Below are 21,977 nucleotides of genomic sequence, written 5' to 3' on the forward strand. Positions count from 1 at the left end.
GCCTCCGGTTTTGTGGGGGCTGCACATTCCCACAGGACTGCCACAAGGATTGGGGGAGTGTCAGCGCTTCTCGAGCTTGTCCGGCAGCGGCGCGAACAACGCCTCGATGTCGTCGCTCTGCAATTTCCAATCGCCAGCCACGCGTCCGTCCAGCACGCCGGCCGCGAGATCGGACTTTTCCTTTTGCAGCAGCTGGATTTTCTCTTCCACCGTGCCTCGGGCTATCAGCTTGTAGACGAACACCGGTTTTTCCTGGCCGATGCGGTAGGCGCGGTCGGTGGCCTGGTTTTCGGTGGCCGGGTTCCACCATGGGTCGTAGTGAATCACCGTGTCGGCCTCGGTCAGGTTCAGGCCTACACCTCCGGCCTTCAGGCTGATCAGAAAGATCTGACGCTTGCCACTCTGGAACTCCTTGACCGGCGTGCGTCGATCCCGGGTCTGGCCGGTCAGGATTGCATAGTCGACGCCGCGTTTTTTCAGTTCATCTTCAATCAGCGCCAACATGGACGTGAACTGAGAGAACAGCAGCACCCTGCGCCCTTCTTCAAATAGCTCTTCGAGCATTTCCATCAGGCTGTCGAGCTTGCCCGAGGTGCTGCCTCGGGCGGGCAGGGTGGCGTCGTTGATCAGGCGCAGGTCGCAACACACCTGGCGCAGCTTCAGCAGGGCTTCGAGAATGATGATCTGGCTGCGGGCCACGCCTTTGCGGGTGATTTCGTCGCGGACCTTCTTGTCCATCGCCAGGCGCATGGTTTCGTAGACGTCCCGCTGGGCGTCGCTGAGTTCGACCCAATGGATGATCTCGGTCTTGGGTGGCAACTCGGTCGCCACTTGCTCCTTGGTCCTGCGCAGCAGGAAAGGTTTTATCCGACCGTTGAGGTGTTGCAGTCGTACATCGCTGCCGCGCTTTTCGATTGGTACACGGTAATCGCGGTTGAAACTCTTGACGTCCCCAAGCCACCCCGGCAACAGGAAGTGAAACAGCGACCACAATTCGCCCAGGTGATTTTCCAGGGGCGTGCCGGACAGGCACAGCCGCTGGCGCGCATTGAGCTCACGCGCGGCCTGGGCGGCTTTGCTGGTGGGGTTCTTGATGTACTGGGCTTCATCGAGGATCAGGACGTGAAGTGGCTGCGCTTTCAGGCGCTCGACATCCTTGGGGAGCAGGGCATAAGTGGTGAGGATCAGGTCGTAATCCACCAGCCGTTCGAAATGTTTTTTGCGCCCCGCACCGTAAAGCGCCAGGACCTTGAGCTGCGGCGTGAAGTGGGACGCTTCGTCGAGCCAGTTGGGAATCAGGCTAGTGGGCATGACCACCATGCACGGCCGGTCGAGGCGCCCGGCGTTTTTTTCGCTGAGAATGTGCGCCAGGGTCTGTAGGGTTTTGCCCAGCCCCATGTCGTCCGCGAGAATCCCACCGACCTCCAATTGCCTGAGCGATTGCATCCAGCTCAAGCCTTCAAGTTGATAAGGCCGCAGCGTCGCATTCAGGCCCTCGGGCGCGGTGGCGGTGTAATCCTTGATGTCCCGCAGGCGTTGGGCCAGGCCGCGAATGTGCTCGCCGCCCTCCCAGGTCAACGGCATGTCTTGCAGCGGGTTCAGGCGCAGGGCGTCCGCGCTGTTGAGGCGCAGTTTGGTGGTGCCGGGTTCTTGCAGGTAGAACTCGCCGAGGGTCGCCAGCACCGGTTTTAGCCGGCCATAGGGCAGGGCGACTTGCTGCGGGCCGAACTCCGAGTTCGGGCGGTTGGGCAGGTTGACCAGGATCAGTTCATCGTCCCGGCGCCGGGCCAGGCGCTCCGGGTTGAACAATTCGATGTGCGAGCGCATCAGGTTCAACAGGATCGGCAGCAGGCTCAGGCGTTCGCCGTTGACGATGATCCCCAGTTCCAGGTCGAACCAATCCCGTTCCGGTGTTTCCTCGACCGTGGCATACCATTCGTCCACCGCCGTCAGGTCAAAGCCAAAGTCCTCGTCAATCTGCAGCTCCCAGCCTTGGGTGCGCAGTTTCGGCAGGTCGTTGAGGGTGAACGTCAGCCAGGCGCTGTCATTGACCATCTCGTACAGTTCCCCGGCACTTTCCGGCAGGGCCTTGCTTTGTCGGGTCGCGACTTTGAAGCCGAGGATTCGTAGTTGTTCGCGGTAGGACTGTTCCACATCGGTGTGGCGTTTTATCCGCAACGTCTGGGTTTCCTGGCGAATCAGCACGTCGGTGTTGCGCTGGCCACTGACGTACTCGTCCAGATAGCTGAAGGACAGCGCGGCGCGGTGCTGGATATAGCGTTGCATCTTGCCGTTGCGCGGCTCGAAGGCGCTGAACTCGACGCTGGCCAGCCACAGCCGCGGCACCGGTTGCACGTTGTCCACCAGCACTTGTGGCGGGGCCTTGGGGCTGCGGTTGTCCAGCACCGCCTGGAGTTTCTCCAGCAATTGCGCGTCTTTTTCGGCGGCCGGGTAGGCCAGGGTTTCCTGGACTTGCAGCAGCACCGCCGCGCAGTGCTTGCAGTTGATACGCACCGGGCAGGAGCAAGCGGCTTCAAGCAGAATCAACGCGCCCTTGGCTGACTCCTTAAGGCGAATAGTCTGACGGTAGACGTTACCGCCAGAGCCTTCGCAACTGGCGGTGATGGTGCTGTCGCCGGCCTCGACGATCCTGACGCGGTTTTCCAGCGCATAACGGCGCCCGCGCTCCAGGCTCTGTTCCTTGAATCGATTGACCCAGGAAGGTGCCAGGGGTTTGCTCAGGGGCGAGGGCATAGGCGCGCCAATCAGTCCGGAATGACTTCAGGTGCCTGCCGGGGTGCGGGCGCGGTCAACGAGGTTATCTTGATCAGCAGGCCAAGATGCCCGTTGTCGAGGAAATTCAGTTGGCCATTCTTGGTATGGCTCTGCTGCTTGAGGCGCTCGCTGGCGGTGACCAGGCCATTGGCGTTGATCTGGTTGATCCAGAAATCGGCATCCACGTCGGTGAAACGGCCCAGCTTCAGTTCCAGGGTGCCCTCGATGGGGAATTGCCCGAACTGTTCGGCGCCGTCGCTGATGGCAACTTTGCGCCCCTGTTCACCGAGCGTCTGCTGCCAGGCCTTGTGCATCAACACGGTGTATTGACCGCTGGCGGTGAGTTTCTCGACGATGTTGCCCAGGGCCGGCGTGCGCTGGCTGTCCGCGCCCAGGCGTTGCGCGCCGGCGTCCCAGTCTTCCGGTGCGGCGCGGCTGACAATCGCCGGCTCGGCGTTCTGGCGCACCAGAATCATTTCAACCTGATACAGGTCGTCGGCAAACGCCAGGGGAGCGACCAAGGTCAACAACAAGGTCAATGAGCGAAACAGGCGCATGGGGCGTCCTTCAAGCAGTGGTCGGAGTGAGGCGCTCGAACAGCGCCTCTACGGTATTGAAACGCTCTTCCGCGCGTTCCATGGGCACCATGAACTTGAACATCGTGGCGCCTTCGAACTTGTAGCGTTTGGGCTGGCCCTGGATCAACTTGATCAGCACCAGTGGGTCGACCGGCGTCTGGGCTTCGAACTCGATCCGGCCGCCGTTGGGGCCGCCATCGACTTTCTTGATGCCCAGTTGCTCGGCCTTGAGTTTGAGCAGCGTGGTGCGCACCAGGTTCTTGGTCGGTTCCGGCAGCAGGCCGAAACGGTCGATCATCTCCACTTGCAGGTCCTTGAGGCCTTCCTCGTCGCTGGCCGAGGCGATGCGTTTGTAGAGGATCAGCCGTGCGTGGACGTCCGGCAGGTAGTCTTCCGGGATCAGTGCCGGTACTCGCAGGTTGATTTCCGGCCCGCCGCCCAGGGGTTGGTCGAGGTTCGGCTGCTCGCCCTTGCGGATCGACTTGACCGCGCGCTCGAGCATCTCCATGTACAGCGTGAAGCCGACGGCCTGGATCTGGCCGCTCTGGCCATCGCCGAGCAATTCGCCGGCGCCACGGATTTCCAGGTCGTTGGTGGCCAGCACGAAACCGGCGCCGAGGTCCTGGGTGTTGGCAATGGCTTCCAGGCGCTTTTCCGCATCCGGGGTGATTTGCTGGCGCGGTGGCGTCAGCAGGTAGGCATAGGCCTGGTGGTGGCTACGACCGACCCGGCCGCGCAACTGGTGCAACTGGGCCAGGCCGAATTTGTCGGCGCGCTCGATGATGATGGTGTTGGCGCTCGGCACGTCGATACCGGTCTCGATGATGGTCGAGGCGATCAGCACGTTGAAGCGCTTGTGGTAGAAGTCGCTCATCACCTGTTCGAGTTCACGTTCGCGCATCTGCCCGTGGCCGATGCCGATACGTGCTTCCGGCACCAGCTCGGCCAGGTCGGCGGCACATTTCTCGATGGTCTTCACGTCATTGTGCAGGTAATAGACCTGGCCGCCGCGCAGCAGCTCACGCAGCAGGGCTTCCTTGACCGTGCTTTTGTTCTGCTCCATGACAAAGGTGCGCACCGACAGGCGCCGGGCCGGCGGCGTGGCGATGATCGACAGGTCGCGCATGCCCGACACCGCCATGTTCAGCGTGCGTGGGATCGGCGTGGCGGTCAGGGTCAGAATGTCGACTTCGCTGCGCAGGGCCTTGAGCTGTTCCTTCTGGCGCACGCCAAAACGGTGCTCTTCGTCGATGATCACCAGACCCAGGTTCTTGATCTTCACATCGTCCTGCAGCAGTTTGTGCGTGCCGATGACGATGTCGATCTTGCCCTCGGCCAGGTCGGCCACGGCAGCGTTCACTTCCTTGGCGGATTTGAAACGGCTCATGACCTCCACGGTCACCGGCCAATCGGCAAAGCGGTCGCGGAAGCTGTTGTAGTGCTGCTGGGCGAGCAGGGTGGTCGGGACCAGGATCGCCACCTGCTTGCCACCGTGCACGGCAATGAACGCGGCGCGCATCGCCACTTCGGTCTTGCCGAAGCCCACGTCGCCACACACCAGTCGGTCCATGGGCTTGGGGGCGAGCATGTCGGCGCGCACGGCTTCGATGGTGGTCTGCTGGTCGACGGTTTCTTCGAACGGGAAACCGGCGCTGAAGGTTTCGTAGTCGGCTTTCGGATCGGCGAAGGCATAACCCTCGCGAGCCGCGCGACGGGCGTAGATATCGAGCAGTTCGGCGGCCACGTCGCGCACCTGCTCGGCCGCCTTGCGCTTGGCTTTCTGCCAGGTTTCCGAGCCCAGGCGATGCAGCGGGGCCAGGGCGTCGTCGCTGCCGGTGTAGCGAGCGATCAGGTGCAGGTTCGCCACTGGCACGTAGAGCTTGGCGCCTTCGGCGTATTCCAGGGTCAGGAACTCGGCGGCCTGGTTGTCGATTTCCAGTGTCGCCAGGCCCAGATAGCGACCCACGCCGTGATCGATGTGCACCACGGGCGCGCCTTCACGCAGCTCGGTGAGGTTCTTGATGACGGCGTCGTTGGCGGCGTCGGCACGTTTCTCGCGACGGCGGCGCTGCATGACCCGCTGGCCGAACAAAGGACTTTCGGCCACCAGCGCCAAGGCTGGCTCATCCAGGACCAGGCCGTCGTTCAGCGGCGCGATGGTGATCGCCAGGCGATCCTTGCCGGCAACGAAGTCCGGCCAGCTGTCGACGGTCTTCGGTCGCAGCTTCAAACGTTCGAGCAGTTCCAGCAGCACTTCGCGACGACCCGCGGATTCGGCGGTGAACAGCACTCGCCCGGGGAATTCGTCGAGGAATCCGGCAAGCGCCGCCAAAGGTTGCGTGGCCTTGGCTTCGATGGCCAGGTCCGGCAACGCCTTGGCCGGGAAGCGTTCACGGCCGACGCCGGTTTCCACGTCCTGCTGGCTCGCCACCACGCGCGGCCAACTCTTGAGACGGGCAAAGCAATCTTCCACCGGCAGGAACAGCTCGGCCGGCGGCAATAAAGGTCGGGACGGATCGACGCGACGCTCTTCGTAACGGTTGCGCACGTCGTTCCAGAAGTTTTCCGCCGCTTGCTCGATGCCCGGCAGGGAAAACACCTGGGTGTCCTGAGGCAAATAATCGAACAGGGTGGAGGTTTCTTCGAAAAACAGCGGCAGGTAGTACTCGATACCGGCGGGTGTGATCCCGCTGCTCAGGTCCTGGAAGATCGGGCAACGACGGAAATCCACATCGAAGCGCTCGCGAAAACGCGCCTTGAAGCGGGTCACGGCGTCTTTCTGCAGCGGAAATTCCTTGGCCGGCAACAGTCGGATCGATTGCACTTTGTCGATGGAACGCTGGTTTTCCGGGTCGAAGGTGCGCAGGGTTTCGATTTCGTCATCGAACAGGTCGATGCGATACGGCAATTTGCTGCCCATCGGGAACAGGTCGATCAAGGCGCCACGCACCGCGAACTCGCCGTGTTCGTACACCGTGTCGACGCAACGATAGCCACTGGCCTCGAGACGGGTGCGCATCTGCTCTACGTCGAGCTTCTGGCCGATGTCCAGCACCAGGCTGCTGCCCAGCAGGAATTGGGTCGGTGCCAGGCGATGTAGGGCCGTGGTGATCGGCACTACCAAAACGCCATGACTGAGCTCCGGCAGCCGATAAAGGCTGGCGATTCGCTGGGAAATGATGTCCTGGTGCGGCGAAAACAGATCGTAGGGCAGGGTTTCCCAGTCTGGGAAATGCAAGACCGGCAAATCCGGAGCGAAGAAACTCAGCTCCTGTTCCAGCCGTTCGGCGCTTTGGCTGTCGGCGGTCAGCAGCAGGGTGAAACGCTTTGCAGCGCTGGCAGCCTCGGCGATGGCCAGGCTCAGGGCGGCACCGGGCAGGTTGCCCCAGTGCTGTTTACCTGCCGCGGCAGGGAGAAGCGGAAGACGCAGAACGGGCACGGAAGATTGAGCTCCAGCATTGCGACAAAGTCGACAATTGTAGCGGGGGAAGGGGGCTGCTGTCAGTCGCAGACTACCCAGGCAGGCAGGAAAACCACGGCGCGACGGGCGCGCATTGCTCCGCAGAGGACTCGGCGGCATAATGTAGCCCCTTTTTTCAGCCCCTACATGTGGAAGGTTACCGTGACTCAGAAGCCCGACCAGTGTCTTGGTGAATGGATTGATCGTGAAGCGCTCGCCGAAGCGATGATCCCTCTCATCGGTCAGCTCTACCGCAATAACAACGTGGTGAGCTCGATCTATGGCCGCAGCCTGATCAACCAGTCTGTCATCGCGATCCTCAAAGCCCACCGCTTTGCTCGCCACCGTTCTTCCGACGACAGCGAACTCTCCGTCCACGAAACATTCCCCCTGCTCAAAGCCATGAGCGAGCTCAAGCTCGGCGCGGCTTCGGTGGATCTGGGCAAGTTGGCGTTCAAATTCCGTAACGAAGGCAATGGCCGTAGCGCCGAGCAGTTCGTGCGTGAAGAGATGGCTGATGTGGTTGGCCAGCAGAACGTTTCGGCTCGCAAAGGCACTGACGTGGTCCTGTACGGCTTCGGTCGTATCGGTCGTCTGCTGGCGCGCATCCTGATCGAAAAAACCGGTGGTGGCGACGGCCTGCGCCTGCGGGCCATCGTGGTGCGCAAGGGCGCCGAGAATGACCTGACCAAGCGCGCCAGCCTGCTGCGTCGCGATTCGGTCCATGGTTCGTTCAATGGCACCATCACCATCGACGAAGAAAACAACACCATCACCGCCAACGGTAACCTGATCCAGGTGATCTACGCGAAGAACCCGACCGAGGTGGATTACACCCAGTACGGGATCAAGGACGCACTGCTGGTGGATAACACCGGTGTATGGCGTGACGCCGATGGCCTGGGCCAGCACCTGGCCTGCCCAGGTGTCGATCGCGTTGTCCTGACAGCACCTGGCAAGGGCAAGCTGAAGAATATCGTTCACGGCATCAACCACGGCGAAATCACCGCTGACGACAAGATCGTTTCCGCCGCCTCTTGCACCACCAACGCCATCGTGCCGGTGCTCAAGGCCGTGAACGACAAGTTCGGCATCGTCAACGGTCACGTTGAAACCGTTCACTCGTACACCAACGACCAGAACCTGATCGACAACTTCCACAAAGGCGATCGCCGTGGCCGCAGCGCCGCGCTGAACATGGTCATCACCGAGACCGGTGCCGCCACCGCCGCCGCCAAGGCCCTGCCTGAACTGGCCGGCAAGCTGACCGGCAACGCGATCCGCGTGCCGACGCCGAACGTGTCGATGGCCATTCTCAACCTGAACCTTGAGAAAGCCGCCACTCGCGAAGAGATGAACGAGTACCTGCGCTACATGGCGCTGCACTCCGACCTGCACAAGCAGATCGACTTCGTCAATTCCCAGGAAGTGGTGTCCACCGACTTCGTGGGCTCGCGCCACGCCGGTGTGGTGGATGCTGAAGCCACCATCAGCCAAGACAACCGCGTTGTTCTGTACGTCTGGTACGACAACGAATTCGGTTACAGCTGCCAGGTGGTTCGCGTGATGGAAGACATGGCCGGGGTAAACCCGCCAGCGTTCCCGCGCTAAGCGTTAGCCGCTTGTGAAAACGCCCCGACTTGTCGGGGCGTTTTTGTATCTGGAGGTTTGTGTTGGCTGGGCCGGCCTCTTCGCGAGCAAGCCCGCTCCCACAGGATGTACGCGGACAAACTGTGGGAGCGGGCTTGCTCGCGAAGGCGATCTGTCAGGCGCCGCCTACTACAGAGGCCTGCGCTGTCCGCAGTTCATGCCGATTGCCCTTGAACAGCACCAAGGTCGCGATCAACCCCAGCACCGCCGCACCACTGAGCCATATCCCCGGCGCGGCCTTGTTATCCAATACATGAATCAGATACGTACAGGCCGCCGGGGTAAACCCGCCGAACGTCGCTGTCGCCAGGCTGTAGGCCAGGGAGAACCCGGTAGTGCGCACCTCGACCGGCATGATTTCCGTCAAGGCGACGACCATTGCACCGTTGTAGGATCCATACAGGAACGACAGCCACAGCTCGACGATCAGCAAATGGCTGAAACTGGGGTTCGCCACCAGCCAGGACAGGGCCGGATAAGCGGTCAGGATCGCCAGGACGGTCGCACCGAGCAGCAGGGGTTTGCGTCCGATCTTGTCGGAAAACGCCCCCATCACTGGCAGCCAGAAAAAATTCGACAAGCCGATGCACACCGTGACCAGCAGCGCGTCCAGGTCCGACAGGTTCAACTCGGCCTTGCCGAAGGTCGGTGTGTAGGCGGTGATCAAATAGAACGACACGGTGGTCATCACCACCAGCGCCATGCCGGCCAGGACGATGCCGAAGTTCTGGCCGATAGAGCGGATAATTTCCGACAGGCTGGGGCGATGTTTTCGCGCTTGGAACTCAGGTGTTTCTTCCAATGAGCGACGGATCATGAAGATCGCCGGGACAATCATGCAACCCACCAGGAACGGTACGCGCCAGCCCCAATCCCCCATTTCCTGGGGGCTCAGCCAGTGATTGAGGCCAACCCCCAGCAGACCGGCAAACACCACGGCGGCCTGCTGGCTGGCGGATTGCCAACTGACAAAGAAACCCTTGCGCCCCGGCGTGGAGATCTCCGCCAGGTAAACCGATACGCCACCCAATTCCACACCAGCGGAGAAACCTTGCAGCAAGCGGCCGAGCAGCACCAGCAAGGGCGCCGCCACGCCGAGGACGGCATAGCCCGGCACGCAGGCGATCAGTATGGTGCCCATGGCCATCAGCACCAGGGTGATGATCAAGCCTTTGCGACGGCCGTGGCGGTCGATGTAGGCGCCGAGAAAAATCGCCCCAAGGGGGCGCATCAGGAACCCGGCGCCGAACGTGGCCAGGGACAGCATCAGCGAGGCGAACGCACTGTCGGCGGGGAAGAACGTCTTGGCGATGGCCGTGGCGTAGAAGCCGTAGACCATGAAGTCGAACATCTCCAGGAAGTTGCCGCTGACAACGCGAAAAATCGCCTTGCCGTTGCTCGTATTGGAAGACATGGGTTGGTACTCACTCTGGTAAATCTTGTATGAAAGCGCTGCAATCCCTGTGGGGAGTCTTATGAAGGCCTGTAAGAACCTGTGGGAGCAAAGCTTGCTCGCGATAAACGATGACGCGGTCTTGCAGTTGAACCGTGTCGCCTGCATCGCGAGCAAGCTTTGCTCCCACAGGGCTCCATTGGCTCCCACAGTTTTTGCGTGCGCTGGCGTTCATAATGGCGGGCGCGGTTTTGAGGGGGGATGAAGATTTGTTAACTGGACGATGGATAGGCCTTGTGGTGTTGGCAGCCGTGTTGTCCGGTTGCGGCGGTGGCGACACCTTGGAGCGTTTCGACGGCCCGACCATGGGCAGTCACTATTCCATCCAGTACGTCAGGCATTCCGCCGGACCGGGTCCGAAAACGGTGCAGGCCGAGGTAGAAAACATCCTCGCCGAAGTGGACCGGCAACTCTCGACCTATCGCAGCGACTCGGACGTCGAGCGCTTCAATGCACTGCCGGCCAACAGTTGCCAGGTCATGCCTGGCCCGGTCCTGGCGTTGATCCGCGTGGGCGAGCAATTGTCGGTCCAAAGCGATGGCTCCTTCGACCTGACGGTGGAGCCATTGTTGAACCTGTGGGGCTTCGGTCCTCAGTCCCGCGCAGAAACAGTACCCAGCGCCGAAGCGTTGGCCTTGGTACGCCAGCGCGTCGGTCATGGCCATTTGCGCATCGAGGGCGACCGGTTGTGCAAGGATGCGGCGGTGGAAGTCGACTTCAACAGTATCGCCGCCGGTCATGCCGTCGACCGCATCGCCGCCAGGCTCCAGGCCCTGGGCATCGACAGTTACCTGGCCGAAGCCACTGGCGAACTCAAGGCCGCCGGGCATAAGCCCGATGGTTCGGCCTGGCGCATCGCCCTGGAGGAGCCTCGGGATGACCGGCAAGTGGCTGAGCGTATCATCGAGGTCAACGGCTACGGGGTTTCCACCTCGGGTGACTACCGTAAATATTTCGAACAGGGTGGTCAGCGTTATTCCCACACCTTTGATGGACGTACTGGTGCGCCGGTCCTACACAACCTGGCGTCCGTCACTGTGATTCATCCTTCGGCGATGATGGCCGATGGACTATCGACGCTGTTGCTGATTCTCGGTCCTGAACGGGGTTGGGACTATGCCCAGAAGCATGACATCGGGGTATTTTTCGTATTGCGGGACAACGACCGTTTCGTCGTTCGCACCAATGAAACCTTTGAGCGGATGACCCGTGGAAAGAACCAATGAACACCGAAATGTCATTCACCAATAAACCCGTGGCGAGGGAGCTTGCTCCCGCCTGAGTGCGAAGCGCTCACAAAAGGGGGCCGCTACGCACCCCAGCGGGAGCAAGCTCCCTCGCCACGATGATCCAAGCGTACTTGAGATCAGTGTCATGCAATGACAGGGTACTGAAAGCCTACCTGTGGCGAAATAGCGCAGGCAAAGGGGGCGTTCTCAATTAGTTTCCCCACCGCGCCGGGTTGCGCCTTAAAGCGGGCCATGCTGCGTTGCAGGCCTTGGAAAGGGAACACCATTCCCAGCGGCCTGCGCCTTGCCTGGCCCGCTTTAAGGCACAACGCGGTGGGGAAACTAATTGAGAACGCCCCCTAGCCTACGGCGCGACCAAGGGGTAATGTGCGCGGCGTTGACGCTTCTATAGACTGTGGCCGGGCGCGTGAACCGGCCTAAAATTGTTCCTTCATGCCGCCGGCCGGCATGATTTAGCCGTGGGTGCCAAGCGTGGCATCGCGGCCTGTTCTGAGGAGTACGCATGGCTGTCTACAACTACGACGTGGTGGTACTGGGCTCCGGCCCGGCGGGGGAAGGCGCGGCAATGAACGCGGCCAAGGCAGGGCGCAAGGTGGCGATGGTCGACAGCCGTCGGCAGGTCGGCGGCAACTGCACCCACTTGGGTACCATCCCGTCCAAGGCCTTGCGTCACTCGGTCCGGCAGATCATGCAGTTCAACACCAACCCGATGTTCCGGGCCATCGGCGAGCCGCGCTGGTTCTCCTTCCCGGACGTGCTCAAGAGCGCCGAGAAGGTCATCTCCAAGCAAGTGGCCTCGCGTACCGGCTACTACGCCCGCAACCGCGTGGACGTGTTCTTCGGCACCGGCAGCTTTGCCGACGAGCAGACGGTCGAAGTGGTCTGTGGCAACGGCGTGGTCGAGAAGCTGGTGGCCAAGCACATCATCATCGCCACTGGCTCGCGCCCGTATCGCCCCGCCGATATCGATTTCAACCATGCGCGGATCTACGATAGCGACACCATCCTGAGCCTGGGTCACACCCCGCGTAAGCTCATCGTCTACGGTGCCGGCGTGATCGGTTGCGAATATGCCTCGATCTTCAGCGGCCTGGGTGTGCTGGTGGAGCTGGTGGACAACCGTGGCCAGTTGCTGAGCTTCCTGGACTCGGAAATCTCCCAGGCCCTGAGCTATCACTTCAGCAACAACAACATCACCGTGCGCCACAACGAAGACTACGACCGCGTCGAAGGCGTCGACAATGGCGTCATCCTGCATCTCAAGTCCGGCAAGAAGATCAAGGCCGACGCCTTGCTCTGGTGTAACGGCCGTACCGGCAACACCGACACCCTGGGCCTGGAAAACATCGGCGTGAAGGTCAACAGCCGTGGCCAGATCGAAGTCGACGAGAACTACCGCACCTGCGTGCCGAACATCTACGGTGCCGGTGACGTGATCGGCTGGCCGAGCCTGGCCAGTGCCGCCCACGACCAGGGTCGTTCGGCCGCCGGCAGCATTGTCGACAACGGCAGCTGGCGCTTCGTCAACGACGTGCCGACCGGCATCTACACCATTCCGGAGATCAGCTCGATCGGCAAGAACGAGCAGGAGCTGACCCAGGCCAAGGTGCCGTACGAAGTGGGCAAGGCGTTCTTCAAGAGCATGGCGCGCGCGCAGATTGCCGGCGAGCCGCAAGGCATGCTGAAGATCCTGTTCCACCGCGAGACCCTGGAAGTGCTGGGCGTGCACTGCTTCGGCTACCAGGCGTCGGAGATCGTCCACATCGGCCAGGCGATCATGAACCAGCCGGGCGAACTGAACACGCTGAAGTACTTCGTCAACACCACGTTCAACTACCCGACCATGGCCGAAGCCTATCGGGTAGCCGCCTATGACGGGCTCAACCGGCTTTTTTGAGCGGCTCCGGCCGGTGGCCTGAGCCGGCCGGGGAGACCGATTTCAGCAATTCTCGAGGGTGGCAGTGGCCAAACCGGGAAAGTCTGTAATCAGGCTGTCAGCGCCAAAGTCGGCGAGCCTGCGCATCAGCGCGGGCTCGTTGACCGTCCACACCGACACATGCAAGCCTTGGCGCTGGGCCTTGGCCAGGCGTTCCGGCGTGCACAAGGTCCAGTTCAGCGCCAGAATCTCGCAGCCATAACTCTGGGCGACCTTCAGCGGGTCGAGCCAGGCGTATTCGGCCACCAATCCGCGGGAAATGTCCGGGGTCAGGTCCAAGGCGGCCTTGAGCACTTCCCGGGAGCTGGAGGTGATGGTGATTTTGTCCAGCAGCCCGAAACGCTGGGCCATTTCGCGGATGCCCAGCACCGTGGCAGCGGCGCGGGTGCGTGAGGCGCTCTTGACCTCCAGTTGCCAGTGCTCGAAATCACACTGCTCGAACAGCTCTTCAAGGCGTGGGATCGGGCACGGCTTGATCCAGCCCGGGCCACCCTTGCGCGCATCGTAGGTCACCAGCTCGGCGGCGGTATGTTCGACCACCTTGCCCCGGCGATCGGTGGTGCGCTTGAGGGTCGGGTCGTGGATCACCATCAACTCGCCGTCCATGGACAGGTGCAAGTCCAGCTCGCAACGGCGTACGCCGTGCTTGAGGCACTCCTGAAAACCGGTCAGGGTGTTTTCCGGCGCTTCGCCCTTGGCGCCGCGGTGGCCATAAATGAGGGTCACGGTTCTTCCTTATTGATACCTGATTCGTTCAGTTCCCGCGCCAGGCGCCGTTCTTGCGCCTGTTTCTGCAGGATGTAGCGGGCCAGCAACTGGCGCTGGGCGTCGGTCGGACGTTCGAACTCGGTGCCCACGTCGTAGCCGTCGCCCTTGGGGTCGCAGTGGGTGACCCGCGCCCGAAGCAGCAAGCCGAGGGCTTGGGGCATCAGCACCAGCTTGATCGACAAGTGTGCGCCGACGGCAATGGGGGTGGGGTATTGGAAGTCGATGCCGCCTTCGGAAATGATCACCGGCTGCGGTTCGCCGATTTCGCCGAGCACCGTCAGGGCAATGACCTGGCTGAGCAGGTCGATGCGTTTGTTCATCGCCTTGAGGTATGCCGCGATGCTGCGTTCGCGCTCGCTGATCTGGCGCAGCAGGTGTTGCGACTCGAATTCGCTCAGGTGCAGTTCGCTGAGCAGATTGAACAATGGAGAAGCATCCTGCAACACTTCCTGGCCAGCAGCTTCAGGAATGGACAGGGGCCGAATTTCCAGTGCGATCGTGTCCTCGATACGGTAGTATTCGCGGCGATCTTCTTCATCTAATGTCGACATGGCGAACCCATGGTAGCGGCGGTGGTCTGAGTGTAAAGCTGGTTTGTGACCCCCGCCACAAGGACGTTCCTTTTCCCTCCGAACAAGCCCCGACATGTTCAGACCTCTCTTCGTATTTATCGGCACGCGTTATACCCGTGCAAAGCGTCGCAATCATTTTGTATCGTTCATTTCCCTGACCTCCATCATCGGTCTCGCCCTCGGCGTGGTCGTGATGATTGTCGTACTGTCGGTGATGAACGGCTTCGACCATGAGATGCGCACCCGCGTGCTGGGCATGGTGCCCCACGCGACCCTCGAAACCGGCGAAGCCATCAGCGATTGGCCGAGCCTGGCCGCCAAGGTCAAGCAGAACCCGCAGGTGCTGGCCGTGGCGCCCTTCACCCAGATGCAGGGGCTGCTGACCAACGACGGCAAGGTGTCCAAGGTGTTGCTCAATGGCATCGACCCTGGCCTGGAACGGCAGGTGTCGATCATCGACAACTTCATGAAGCAGGGCAAACTCGACGACTTGGCCCCCGGCAGCTTCGGCATCGTCATCGGCGACAAGGCCGCGGCGAAGCTCGGCGTGGCCATCGGCGACAAGCTGACGTTCGTTGCGCCGGAAGTCACCGTGACCCCAGGCGGCATGTTCCCGCGCATGAAGCGCTTTACCGTGGTCGGCATTTTCCATGTCGGCGCTGGCGAGCTGGACGGCTACCTGGGCGTGACCAATCTCCAGGACCTGGCCCGCCTGCATCGCTGGAAACCGGATCAGGTGCAGGGCCTGCGCTTGAAGTTCGACGATCTGTTCCAGGCCCCGCGTGTGGCCTGGACCATCGCCCAGCAGCTCGGCGAAGACCGCTACTACGCCCGGGACTGGACCCGCACCCACGGCAACCTGTACCAGGCGATCCGTATGGAAAAAGCCATGATCGGCCTGCTGCTGTTGCTAATCGTCGCCGTGGCGGCGTTCAACATCATCTCCACGCTGGTGATGGTGGTGAACGACAAGAAGGGCGACATCGCGATCCTGCGCACCCTCGGCGCCACGCCGGGGCAGATCATGCGGATCTTCATGGTCCAGGGCACCGTCATCGGCGTGATCGGTACGTTCGTCGGCGCTTTGGTCGGCATGTTCGCCGCGCTGAATGTCAGCGCCGCGATCGCCGGCCTCGAAGGCCTGATCGGGCATAAGTTCCTCAACGCCGACGTGTACTTCATCGACTACCTGCCATCGCAGTTGCAGTCCGATGACGTGTTGATGGTCTGCGGCGCCGCGTTGGTCCTGAGTTTCCTCGCCACCCTGTATCCTGCCTGGCGTGCCGCGCGCACCCAGCCTGCGGAGGCGTTACGTTATGAGTGAGTCGGGCATGAGTGAAAAAGCAATCTTGAGCTGCCGCAACCTGGGCAAATCCTACGAGGAAGGCCCGGAGTCGGTGGTGGTGTTGTCGGGCCTGCAACTGGAGTTGCATCCTGGCGAGCGCGTGGCGATTGTCGGCACCTCCGGGTCGGGCAAAAGTACCTTGCTCAACCTGCTGGGCGGGCTGGATACGCCGACCGCCGGCAGCGTCTGGCTGGCCGGCGAAGAGCTTTCGGCGCTGAATGAGAAGGCCCGTGGCCTGCTGCGCAACCGTTCCCTGGGCTTCGTCTACCAGTTCCACCACCTGTTGCCAGAGTTCACCGCGCTGGAAAACGTCTGCATGCCGCTGTTGATCGGCCGCACGGCGATTCCCGAGGCTCGTCAGCGCGCCACGGCGTTGCTGGAGCGGGTAGGGTTGGGGCATCGCCTGGAGCACAAGCCGGCTGAGCTGTCCGGCGGCGAACGCCAGCGCGTGGCGATTGCCCGGGCCCTGGTCAACAAGCCTGGCCTGGTGATGCTCGACGAGCCGACCGGCAACCTCGACTCCCACACCGCCCAGGGCATTCAGGATTTGATGCTGGAGCTCAGCACCTCGATGCGAACAGCGTTCCTGGTGGTGACCCACGACATGAACCTGGCCCGCCAGATGGACCGCGTCCTGCATTTGCAGGAAGGTTGCCTGACGCCCATCTGACCGACCGAAACCCGGCACTTGCTGCAAGTGCCGGGTCTTTTATTTGCATACGGTGCCCAGCGAATGTTCAGACCGTTATCGATTTTCATCGGCACGCGCTATACCCGCGCCAAGCGCCGCAATCGTTTTGTTTCGTTCATCTCCATGACCTCGATGATCGGCCTCGCCCTGGGCGTGCTGGCGATGATCGTGGTTTTGTCGGTGATGAACGGCTTCCAGCGCGAAATGAGCTCGCGCATCCTCGGCATGGTGCCCCACGCCACCATCGTCGGCGTCAATCCGATCGACGACTGGCAGCCGGTGGCCGCCGCGGCGCTGAAAAATCCCGAGGTCACCGCCGCCGTGCCGTTTACCGAGATGGAAGGCATGCTGAGCCATAAGGGTTCGATGCAGCCGATCCAGATCAGCGGCATCGACCCGGCCCAGGAAGGCAAGGTGTCCATCGTTGCCCAGCATATTGTCCAAGGACGTCTCGATGCCTTGAAGCCGGGCGAGTTTGGCGTGGTGATCGGCGAGATCACCGCTCGGCGCTTTCGCCTGAACGTGGGCGATAAGCTGACCCTTATCGTGCCGGAAATCAGCACCGCGCCGGGCGGCATCACCCCGCGCATGCAGCGCTTGAATGTCGTGGGTGTGTTCAAGGTCGGTGCCGAGCTGGACGGCTCCATGGCGCTGATTCACCTGGCCGATGCCGCGCAAATGCAGCATTGGCAGCCGAACCAGGTGCAAAGCGTGCGCCTGGCGGTGAAAGACTTGTACGCGGCGCCGAAGGTCTCCGGTGACATCGCCACCGGTCTTGGTGCGAGTTACAAGTCTGACGATTGGACCCACACCCAGGGCAGTCTGTTCAGCGCCATGAAAATGGAAAAGACCATGATTGGCTTGCTGTTGCTGATGATCGTCGCGGTGGCGGCGTTCAACATCATCGCGACCCTGATCATGGTGGTGAACGACAAGGGCGCGGACATCGCGATCCTGCGCACCATCGGCGCCACGCCGCGGCAGATCATGGCGATCTTCATGGTCCAGGGCACGGTGATCGGCGTCGTCGGCACGCTGATCGGTGGCGTGCTGGGCGTGATCGCGGCGTTGAATGTCAGTGCGCTGGTGGGTTGGCTGGAACGGGTCAGTGGCCAGCACATCTTCAGTTCCGACGTGTACTTCGTCAGCAACCTGCCATCGGAGCTGCAGCGTGGCGACGTGGTGCTGATCTGCTCGGCCGGGTTCATCCTGAGCTTCCTCGCCACCGTCTACCCGGCGTGGCGCGCGGCGAAGATCGAACCGGCGCAGGCGTTGCGGTATTCCTGATACGGCGCAGATCGCTGTGGTTCTCCGCTGTGGGAGCAAGGCTTGCCCGCGATGCAGGCAACTCGGTCTGCGGGGGAAACAAGGCGCCTGCATCGCGGGCAAGCCTTGCTCCCACAGATAAATTCCTTTATCACAGGGGTTGTGTCAGACCTCACCCTTCGGCAGTTCAATCAAAAAGCGCGTCCAGCCATCGGCCGATTCACAGCGAATCTGCCCGCCATGGGCGCGGATGATCGAGCGGGTGATGGCCAGCCCAAGTCCCGCGTGTTCGCTGCTGCCCTCCTGGCGGGACGGGTCGGCGCGGTAGAAACGGTCGAACAGGCGCGGCAACAAGTCCGCTGCAATCCCCTCGCCACTGTTTTCCACGCTGATGTTCACCCCTTGATCCTCATCGGCAATGCGCACCCGCACTTCGCCGTCAGCGGGGGTGAAGCGCAGGGCGTTGTCCAGCAGGTTGGAGAGGGCTCGACGCAGCATGTTGCGGTCACCCTCGATCAGGCTCTCGCCGTCGCGACTCAGGCGTACGTTGGCGTCTTCGGCCAGTGGCGCGAAAAAATCCAGCAACATGTCCACTTCCTCGGCCAATTGCAGCGGTTCGCGATGGAGCGCCAGCAGGCCGTGGTCGGACTTGGCCAGGTACAGCATGTCGTTGACCAGTTGCGCCATCCATTGCAGTTCTTCGAGGTTGCTGTGCAACGCCTCGCGGTAGACCTCCAAGGGGCGCTCGCGGGTGAGCGTGACTTGGGTGTGGGTCAGCAGGTTCGACAGCGGTGTGCGCAATTCGTGGGCGATGTCGGCGGAGAACGCGGAGAGCCGCTGAAACGCATCGTCGAGGCGTCCGAGCATGGCGTTGATGCTGTGGGCCAATTCCGCCAGTTCGGCAGGCATTTGCTCTTCCGGCAGTCGGGCGTTGAGGGAGCGGGCCGAGACGTTGCTGGCGATGGCGCCCATGCGCCGCAAGGGGCGCAAGGCGCGCCGGGCGGCCCAGGCACCGAGCAGGGCGGTGGCCAGGGCCGAGAGGCCGACGGTCAACCAGATCAGCCGTTGCATGCGCTGCAGGAAATGCTGGTGATGCGTGATATCCAGCAGCAAGGTCAATTGCGGCGAATCGGTTCGGTCGGGGTACAGCGGCGCGTTCAACACTCGATAATCGTTGTCGGCATCGCTGAGGGTCGACAGGCCGGGGCGCTCCGGCAATTGCGCCGGAATCCGGATCGAGCTGTCGTACCAGCGCACGCCATCGCTGCCCTTGATGCGCAGCGCCAGGTCGGCCTGACGGCTCAGTTCATCTTCCAGGCGGCTCTGGGTCTGCTCGGCGTTAAGGTCTTGCAGGGCCCGGCGCAGGCCGATCAGCTTGCCTTCGAGCAATTGCTGGTCCAGCTCGATGAAGTGCGCCTCGCTACCCCGGCTGAACAAGACCCCGGCGAACAACGACACCACCGCCGCGCAGGCGGCGAACAGCAGCGCCAGGCGGCTGCTCAGCGACCACCGGCCCCTCACAGGCTGCGCTCTTCAAGCACATAGCCCATGCCGCGCACGGTGTGGATGAGCTTATTGGGGAACTCATCATCGATCTTGATGCGCAGGCGCCGGATGGCAACTTCGATGACGTTGGTGTCGCTGTCGAAGTTCATGTCCCAGACCTGGGACGCGATCAGTGATTTGGGCAGCACTTCGCCCTGGCGGCGCAGGAGCATTTCCAGCAAGGCGAACTCCTTGGCGGTGAGGTCGATGCGCCGGCCGCTGCGTTCGACGCGGCGGCGGATCAGGTCCAGGCGCAGGTCGGCCAGTTGCAGGCTGGTTTCCTGTTGCGTCGAACTGCCTCGACGCAACAGGCTGCGCACACGCGCCAGCAATTCGGAAAAGGCGAAGGGCTTGACCAAGTAATCATCGGCGCCCAGTTCCAGGCCATGGACCCGATCCTGTACCGCATCCCGCGCGGTGAGGAACAGTACCGGCGTATCCAGCCCGGCGCCGCGAACGGCTTGGAGAATTTGCCAGCCGTCACGGCCAGGCAACATCACGTCGAGGATCAGCAAGGCGTATTCACCGCTCAAGGCCAGTTGCTGGCCGGTGATGCCATCGGCCACCAGGTCGGCGGTGAACCCGGCTTCGCCGAGGCCCTGGCGCAGGTATTGGCCGGTTTTGGTTTGGTCTTCGACGATCAGCAATTTCATGGGCGGCTCAAGGCAGGGTTGGGACGAGGGCGTTATACCGTGGCGGGCGGGTCCGTGGCACAACCTGACAAAGTTGTAATCGAGCTGTAAGCCGATTGGCAGGCCTGCAACGGTAGAGTTTCCCACACGCCGAATCTGATTGGAGTATGGACATGTTGATGGGAAAACGCTTGATCCTGGCCGCTTGCGCACTGGCCCTCAGTGCGCCGTCGTGGGCATCGCCGGGTCATTTTGATTTCGGCCAGCCTGCACCAGCGACCAAGGCCAGTCGCAGCATCGAGGTGATGATGGGCGACATGACATTCGATCCCGGTGCGCTGGACATCAAGGCTGGCGAGACGGTTCGGTTCGTGCTGGTCAACAAAGGCCAGTTGCTCCATGAATTCAACCTGGGCAACGCGGCCATGCACGCCGACCATCAGCAGGAAATGCTCAAGATGCAGCAGAGCGGCCAGTTGCTGCCGACCGCGATGAAGCCAGGGATGGACCATGCCGCCATGGGCCACGACCAGGCGAGCATGCGCCACGATGATCCCAACAGCGTGCTGGTGGAGCCGGGCAAGACCGGCGAGCTGACCTGGACCTTCAGCAAGGCCACGCGCCTGGAGTTTGCCTGCAATATTCCCGGCCATTACCAAGCCGGGATGAAGGGCAACCTGACAGTCAGTCAGTAAGCACTCAAAGGCGGCGGCAAAGGCTGATAGAATCCGCTGATTATTCAGTCAGGTTTCCATCATGCATCCCGCAGCCGAACATTCGCCGCTGGGCAAATCCAGCGAATACATCGCCACCTACACGCCGTCACTGCTGTTCCCGATCCCGCGCACCGCGAAATGGGCGGAACTGGGCCTGACGGCCGAGACCCTGCCGTACAAGGGCGTGGATTTCTGGAACTGTTTCGAGCTGTCGTGGCTGTTGCCGTCCGGCAAGCCGGTGGTGGCCATCGGGGAATTCGCGATCCCGGCGGATTCGCCGAACATCATCGAATCCAAATCCTTCAAGCTGTACCTCAATTCATTGAACCAGACCCCGTTCGCCGATACCGCGAGCCTGGAAGCGACGCTGCGCAAAGACCTTTCGGCGGCTGCCGGCAAGCCAGTGGGTGTACGGATTCGCAGCCTCAAGGATGTTGAAAGCGAAGGCATCGTGGCGCTGCCCGGTGCGTGCATTGACGACTTGGACATCAGCGTCGATTCCTACGCGCACCCGCGCCCGGAACTGCTGCGTTGCGATGCTTCGCGCATCGTCGAGGAAAGCCTGCACAGTCATTTGCTCAAGTCCAACTGTCCGGTGACCAGCCAGCCAGACTGGGGCAGCGTGGCGGTGGAATATCGCGGTGCGGCCCTGGACCCCGCCAGCCTGCTGGCCTACATCGTCAGCTTTCGCCAGCATTCGGATTTCCATGAGCAATGCGTGGAGCGAATCTTTCTTGACCTGCAGCGCTTGCTCAAGCCGGAGAAACTGACGGTGTATGCGCGGTATGTGCGGCGGGGCGGGCTGGATATCAACCCGTATCGCAGTACTGAAGATGTCCAACTGCCGAACCATCGCCTGGTCCGCCAATAAAGCTCTAAATGTGGGAGCGAGCCTGCTCGCGATGAGGGCGGCACATTCAACGTTGGTGTTGGCTGACAGTGCGCAATCGCGAGCAGGCTCGCTCCCACAATGAACTGCATTTCAAGTTACCTGAATTAAAAAGCCCTGCTAGCGATAGCAGGGCTTTTTGCATTTAAAGGGTTCAAATCCCCATGTTGCCCAAGGTTTGTACGATGTTGCGCAAGGTCCCGGCCAAGGTGGGGTGCTCCAGCTCGAAGCGCTCGACGGCCAGGTTCACATTGTCAGCGAGGCTGGTGTCCTGTGTTTGGGTTTCCAGTTCAAGCTCAAGTTCGATCTGCTGCATCAGTGCGTGCAGGTCCTCGCGCTCGGCTTCGGAAAGCGGTGGATTCTGTTCCAATTGCTCGCGCAGTTTGTTGAGCTGTTCTTGCAATTCGCGGGCAGGCATTGGCGTACTCCCTTTATTGATAGGCACACCATG

General features: G+C 61.7%; 17 protein-coding genes. 8 read left to right on the forward strand and 9 right to left on the reverse strand.

Going from position 1 to position 21,977, the window contains the following annotated elements; translation table 11 throughout:
* Window positions 1-60 precede the first annotated feature (60 nt).
* Genes J3361_RS00185 through mfd form a run of 3 tightly spaced genes read right to left on the reverse strand, consistent with a single transcriptional unit; the run spans window position 61 to window position 6,792 of the window.
* A complete protein-coding gene (locus tag J3361_RS00185) occupies window positions 61-2,754 on the reverse strand; it encodes a DEAD/DEAH box helicase (RefSeq protein ID WP_207961287.1) in 2,694 nt (897 codons plus the stop codon).
* 11 nt (window positions 2,755-2,765) lie between these two features.
* Window positions 2,766-3,332 (reverse strand): CsiV family protein, encoded by a 567-nt coding sequence (locus J3361_RS00190; RefSeq protein WP_207961289.1) that lies wholly within the window; start codon window positions 3,330-3,332, stop codon window positions 2,766-2,768.
* Window positions 3,333-3,342: 10 nt separating this feature from the next.
* A complete protein-coding gene (mfd, locus tag J3361_RS00195; protein ID WP_207961291.1) occupies window positions 3,343-6,792 on the reverse strand; it encodes a transcription-repair coupling factor in 3,450 nt (1,149 codons plus the stop codon).
* A 168-nt stretch (window positions 6,793-6,960) separates the two neighbouring features.
* Here mfd and J3361_RS00200 point away from each other — a divergent pair, with 168 nt between their 5' ends.
* The gene (locus J3361_RS00200; RefSeq protein ID WP_186705223.1) at window positions 6,961-8,424 is read left to right on the forward strand and encodes a glyceraldehyde-3-phosphate dehydrogenase; all 1,464 of its coding nucleotides are present in this window, start codon (window positions 6,961-6,963) and stop codon (window positions 8,422-8,424) included.
* A 154-nt stretch (window positions 8,425-8,578) separates the two neighbouring features.
* On the opposite strand, the gene J3361_RS00205 is transcribed toward J3361_RS00200, so the two are convergent.
* The gene (locus J3361_RS00205; RefSeq protein WP_207961294.1) at window positions 8,579-9,877 is read right to left on the reverse strand and encodes an MFS transporter; all 1,299 of its coding nucleotides are present in this window, start codon (window positions 9,875-9,877) and stop codon (window positions 8,579-8,581) included.
* Window positions 9,878-10,152: 275 nt separating this feature from the next.
* Between J3361_RS00205 and J3361_RS00210 the strand changes: the two genes are divergently transcribed.
* Complete coding sequence (locus tag J3361_RS00210) at window positions 10,153-11,142, forward strand: FAD:protein FMN transferase (protein ID WP_207961296.1); 990 nt, start codon at window positions 10,153-10,155, stop codon at window positions 11,140-11,142.
* Window positions 11,143-11,668: 526 nt separating this feature from the next.
* On the forward strand, window positions 11,669-13,063 hold the full coding sequence (gene sthA, locus J3361_RS00215) for a Si-specific NAD(P)(+) transhydrogenase (RefSeq protein WP_003183399.1): 1,395 nt from the start codon (window positions 11,669-11,671) through the stop codon (window positions 13,061-13,063).
* A 42-nt stretch (window positions 13,064-13,105) separates the two neighbouring features.
* Here sthA and J3361_RS00220 read toward each other — a convergent pair whose 3' ends face one another.
* Together J3361_RS00220 and J3361_RS00225 are read right to left on the reverse strand one after the other, a co-directional pair.
* Complete coding sequence (locus J3361_RS00220) at window positions 13,106-13,828, reverse strand: glycerophosphodiester phosphodiesterase family protein (RefSeq protein ID WP_207961297.1); 723 nt, start codon at window positions 13,826-13,828, stop codon at window positions 13,106-13,108.
* A complete protein-coding gene (locus J3361_RS00225; protein WP_207961299.1) occupies window positions 13,825-14,421 on the reverse strand; it encodes a PilZ domain-containing protein in 597 nt (198 codons plus the stop codon). The genes J3361_RS00220 and J3361_RS00225 overlap by 4 nt, the downstream gene beginning before the upstream one ends.
* Window positions 14,422-14,515: 94 nt before the next feature.
* Between J3361_RS00225 and J3361_RS00230 the strand changes: the two genes are divergently transcribed.
* The 3 genes from J3361_RS00230 to J3361_RS00240 all read left to right on the forward strand — a co-directional run bounded on the left by J3361_RS00230 (window position 14,516) and on the right by J3361_RS00240 (window position 17,765).
* Entirely contained in the window at window positions 14,516-15,766 is a 1,251-nt protein-coding gene (locus J3361_RS00230) for a lipoprotein-releasing ABC transporter permease subunit (protein WP_207961301.1), read from the forward strand.
* A 7-nt stretch (window positions 15,767-15,773) separates the two neighbouring features.
* Window positions 15,774-16,457 (forward strand): lipoprotein-releasing ABC transporter ATP-binding protein LolD, encoded by a 684-nt coding sequence (lolD, locus tag J3361_RS00235; protein ID WP_162843734.1) that lies wholly within the window; start codon window positions 15,774-15,776, stop codon window positions 16,455-16,457.
* A 63-nt stretch (window positions 16,458-16,520) separates the two neighbouring features.
* Window positions 16,521-17,765, forward strand: coding sequence for a lipoprotein-releasing ABC transporter permease subunit (locus J3361_RS00240; RefSeq protein ID WP_207961303.1), 1,245 nt, complete (start codon window positions 16,521-16,523; stop codon window positions 17,763-17,765).
* Window positions 17,766-17,909: 144 nt separating this feature from the next.
* On the opposite strand, the gene J3361_RS00245 is transcribed toward J3361_RS00240, so the two are convergent.
* Both J3361_RS00245 and J3361_RS00250 read right to left on the reverse strand, forming a co-directional pair.
* The gene (locus J3361_RS00245) at window positions 17,910-19,265 is read right to left on the reverse strand and encodes a heavy metal sensor histidine kinase (protein WP_207961305.1); all 1,356 of its coding nucleotides are present in this window, start codon (window positions 19,263-19,265) and stop codon (window positions 17,910-17,912) included.
* Entirely contained in the window at window positions 19,262-19,942 is a 681-nt protein-coding gene (locus J3361_RS00250; protein WP_053120753.1) for a heavy metal response regulator transcription factor, read from the reverse strand. The genes J3361_RS00245 and J3361_RS00250 overlap by 4 nt, the downstream gene beginning before the upstream one ends.
* 152 nt (window positions 19,943-20,094) lie before the next feature.
* On the opposite strand from J3361_RS00250, the gene J3361_RS00255 reads away from it, so the two are divergent.
* Together J3361_RS00255 and queF are read left to right on the forward strand one after the other, a co-directional pair.
* Window positions 20,095-20,616: a cupredoxin family protein gene (locus tag J3361_RS00255; RefSeq protein WP_207961307.1), complete on the forward strand. Its 522-nt coding sequence runs from the start codon at window positions 20,095-20,097 to the stop codon at window positions 20,614-20,616.
* Between the two features lie 61 nt (window positions 20,617-20,677).
* Complete coding sequence (gene queF, locus J3361_RS00260) at window positions 20,678-21,508, forward strand: NADPH-dependent 7-cyano-7-deazaguanine reductase QueF (RefSeq protein ID WP_207961309.1); 831 nt, start codon at window positions 20,678-20,680, stop codon at window positions 21,506-21,508.
* Between the two features lie 172 nt (window positions 21,509-21,680).
* On the opposite strand, the gene J3361_RS00265 is transcribed toward queF, so the two are convergent.
* Window positions 21,681-21,944 (reverse strand): DUF4404 family protein, encoded by a 264-nt coding sequence (locus tag J3361_RS00265; RefSeq protein ID WP_207961311.1) that lies wholly within the window; start codon window positions 21,942-21,944, stop codon window positions 21,681-21,683.
* Between the last annotated feature and the right edge of the window lie 33 nt (window positions 21,945-21,977).

This window comes from Pseudomonas sp. OA65 (assembly GCF_017498305.1).
Lineage (GTDB): Bacteria > Pseudomonadota > Gammaproteobacteria > Pseudomonadales > Pseudomonadaceae > Aquipseudomonas > Aquipseudomonas zanjanensis.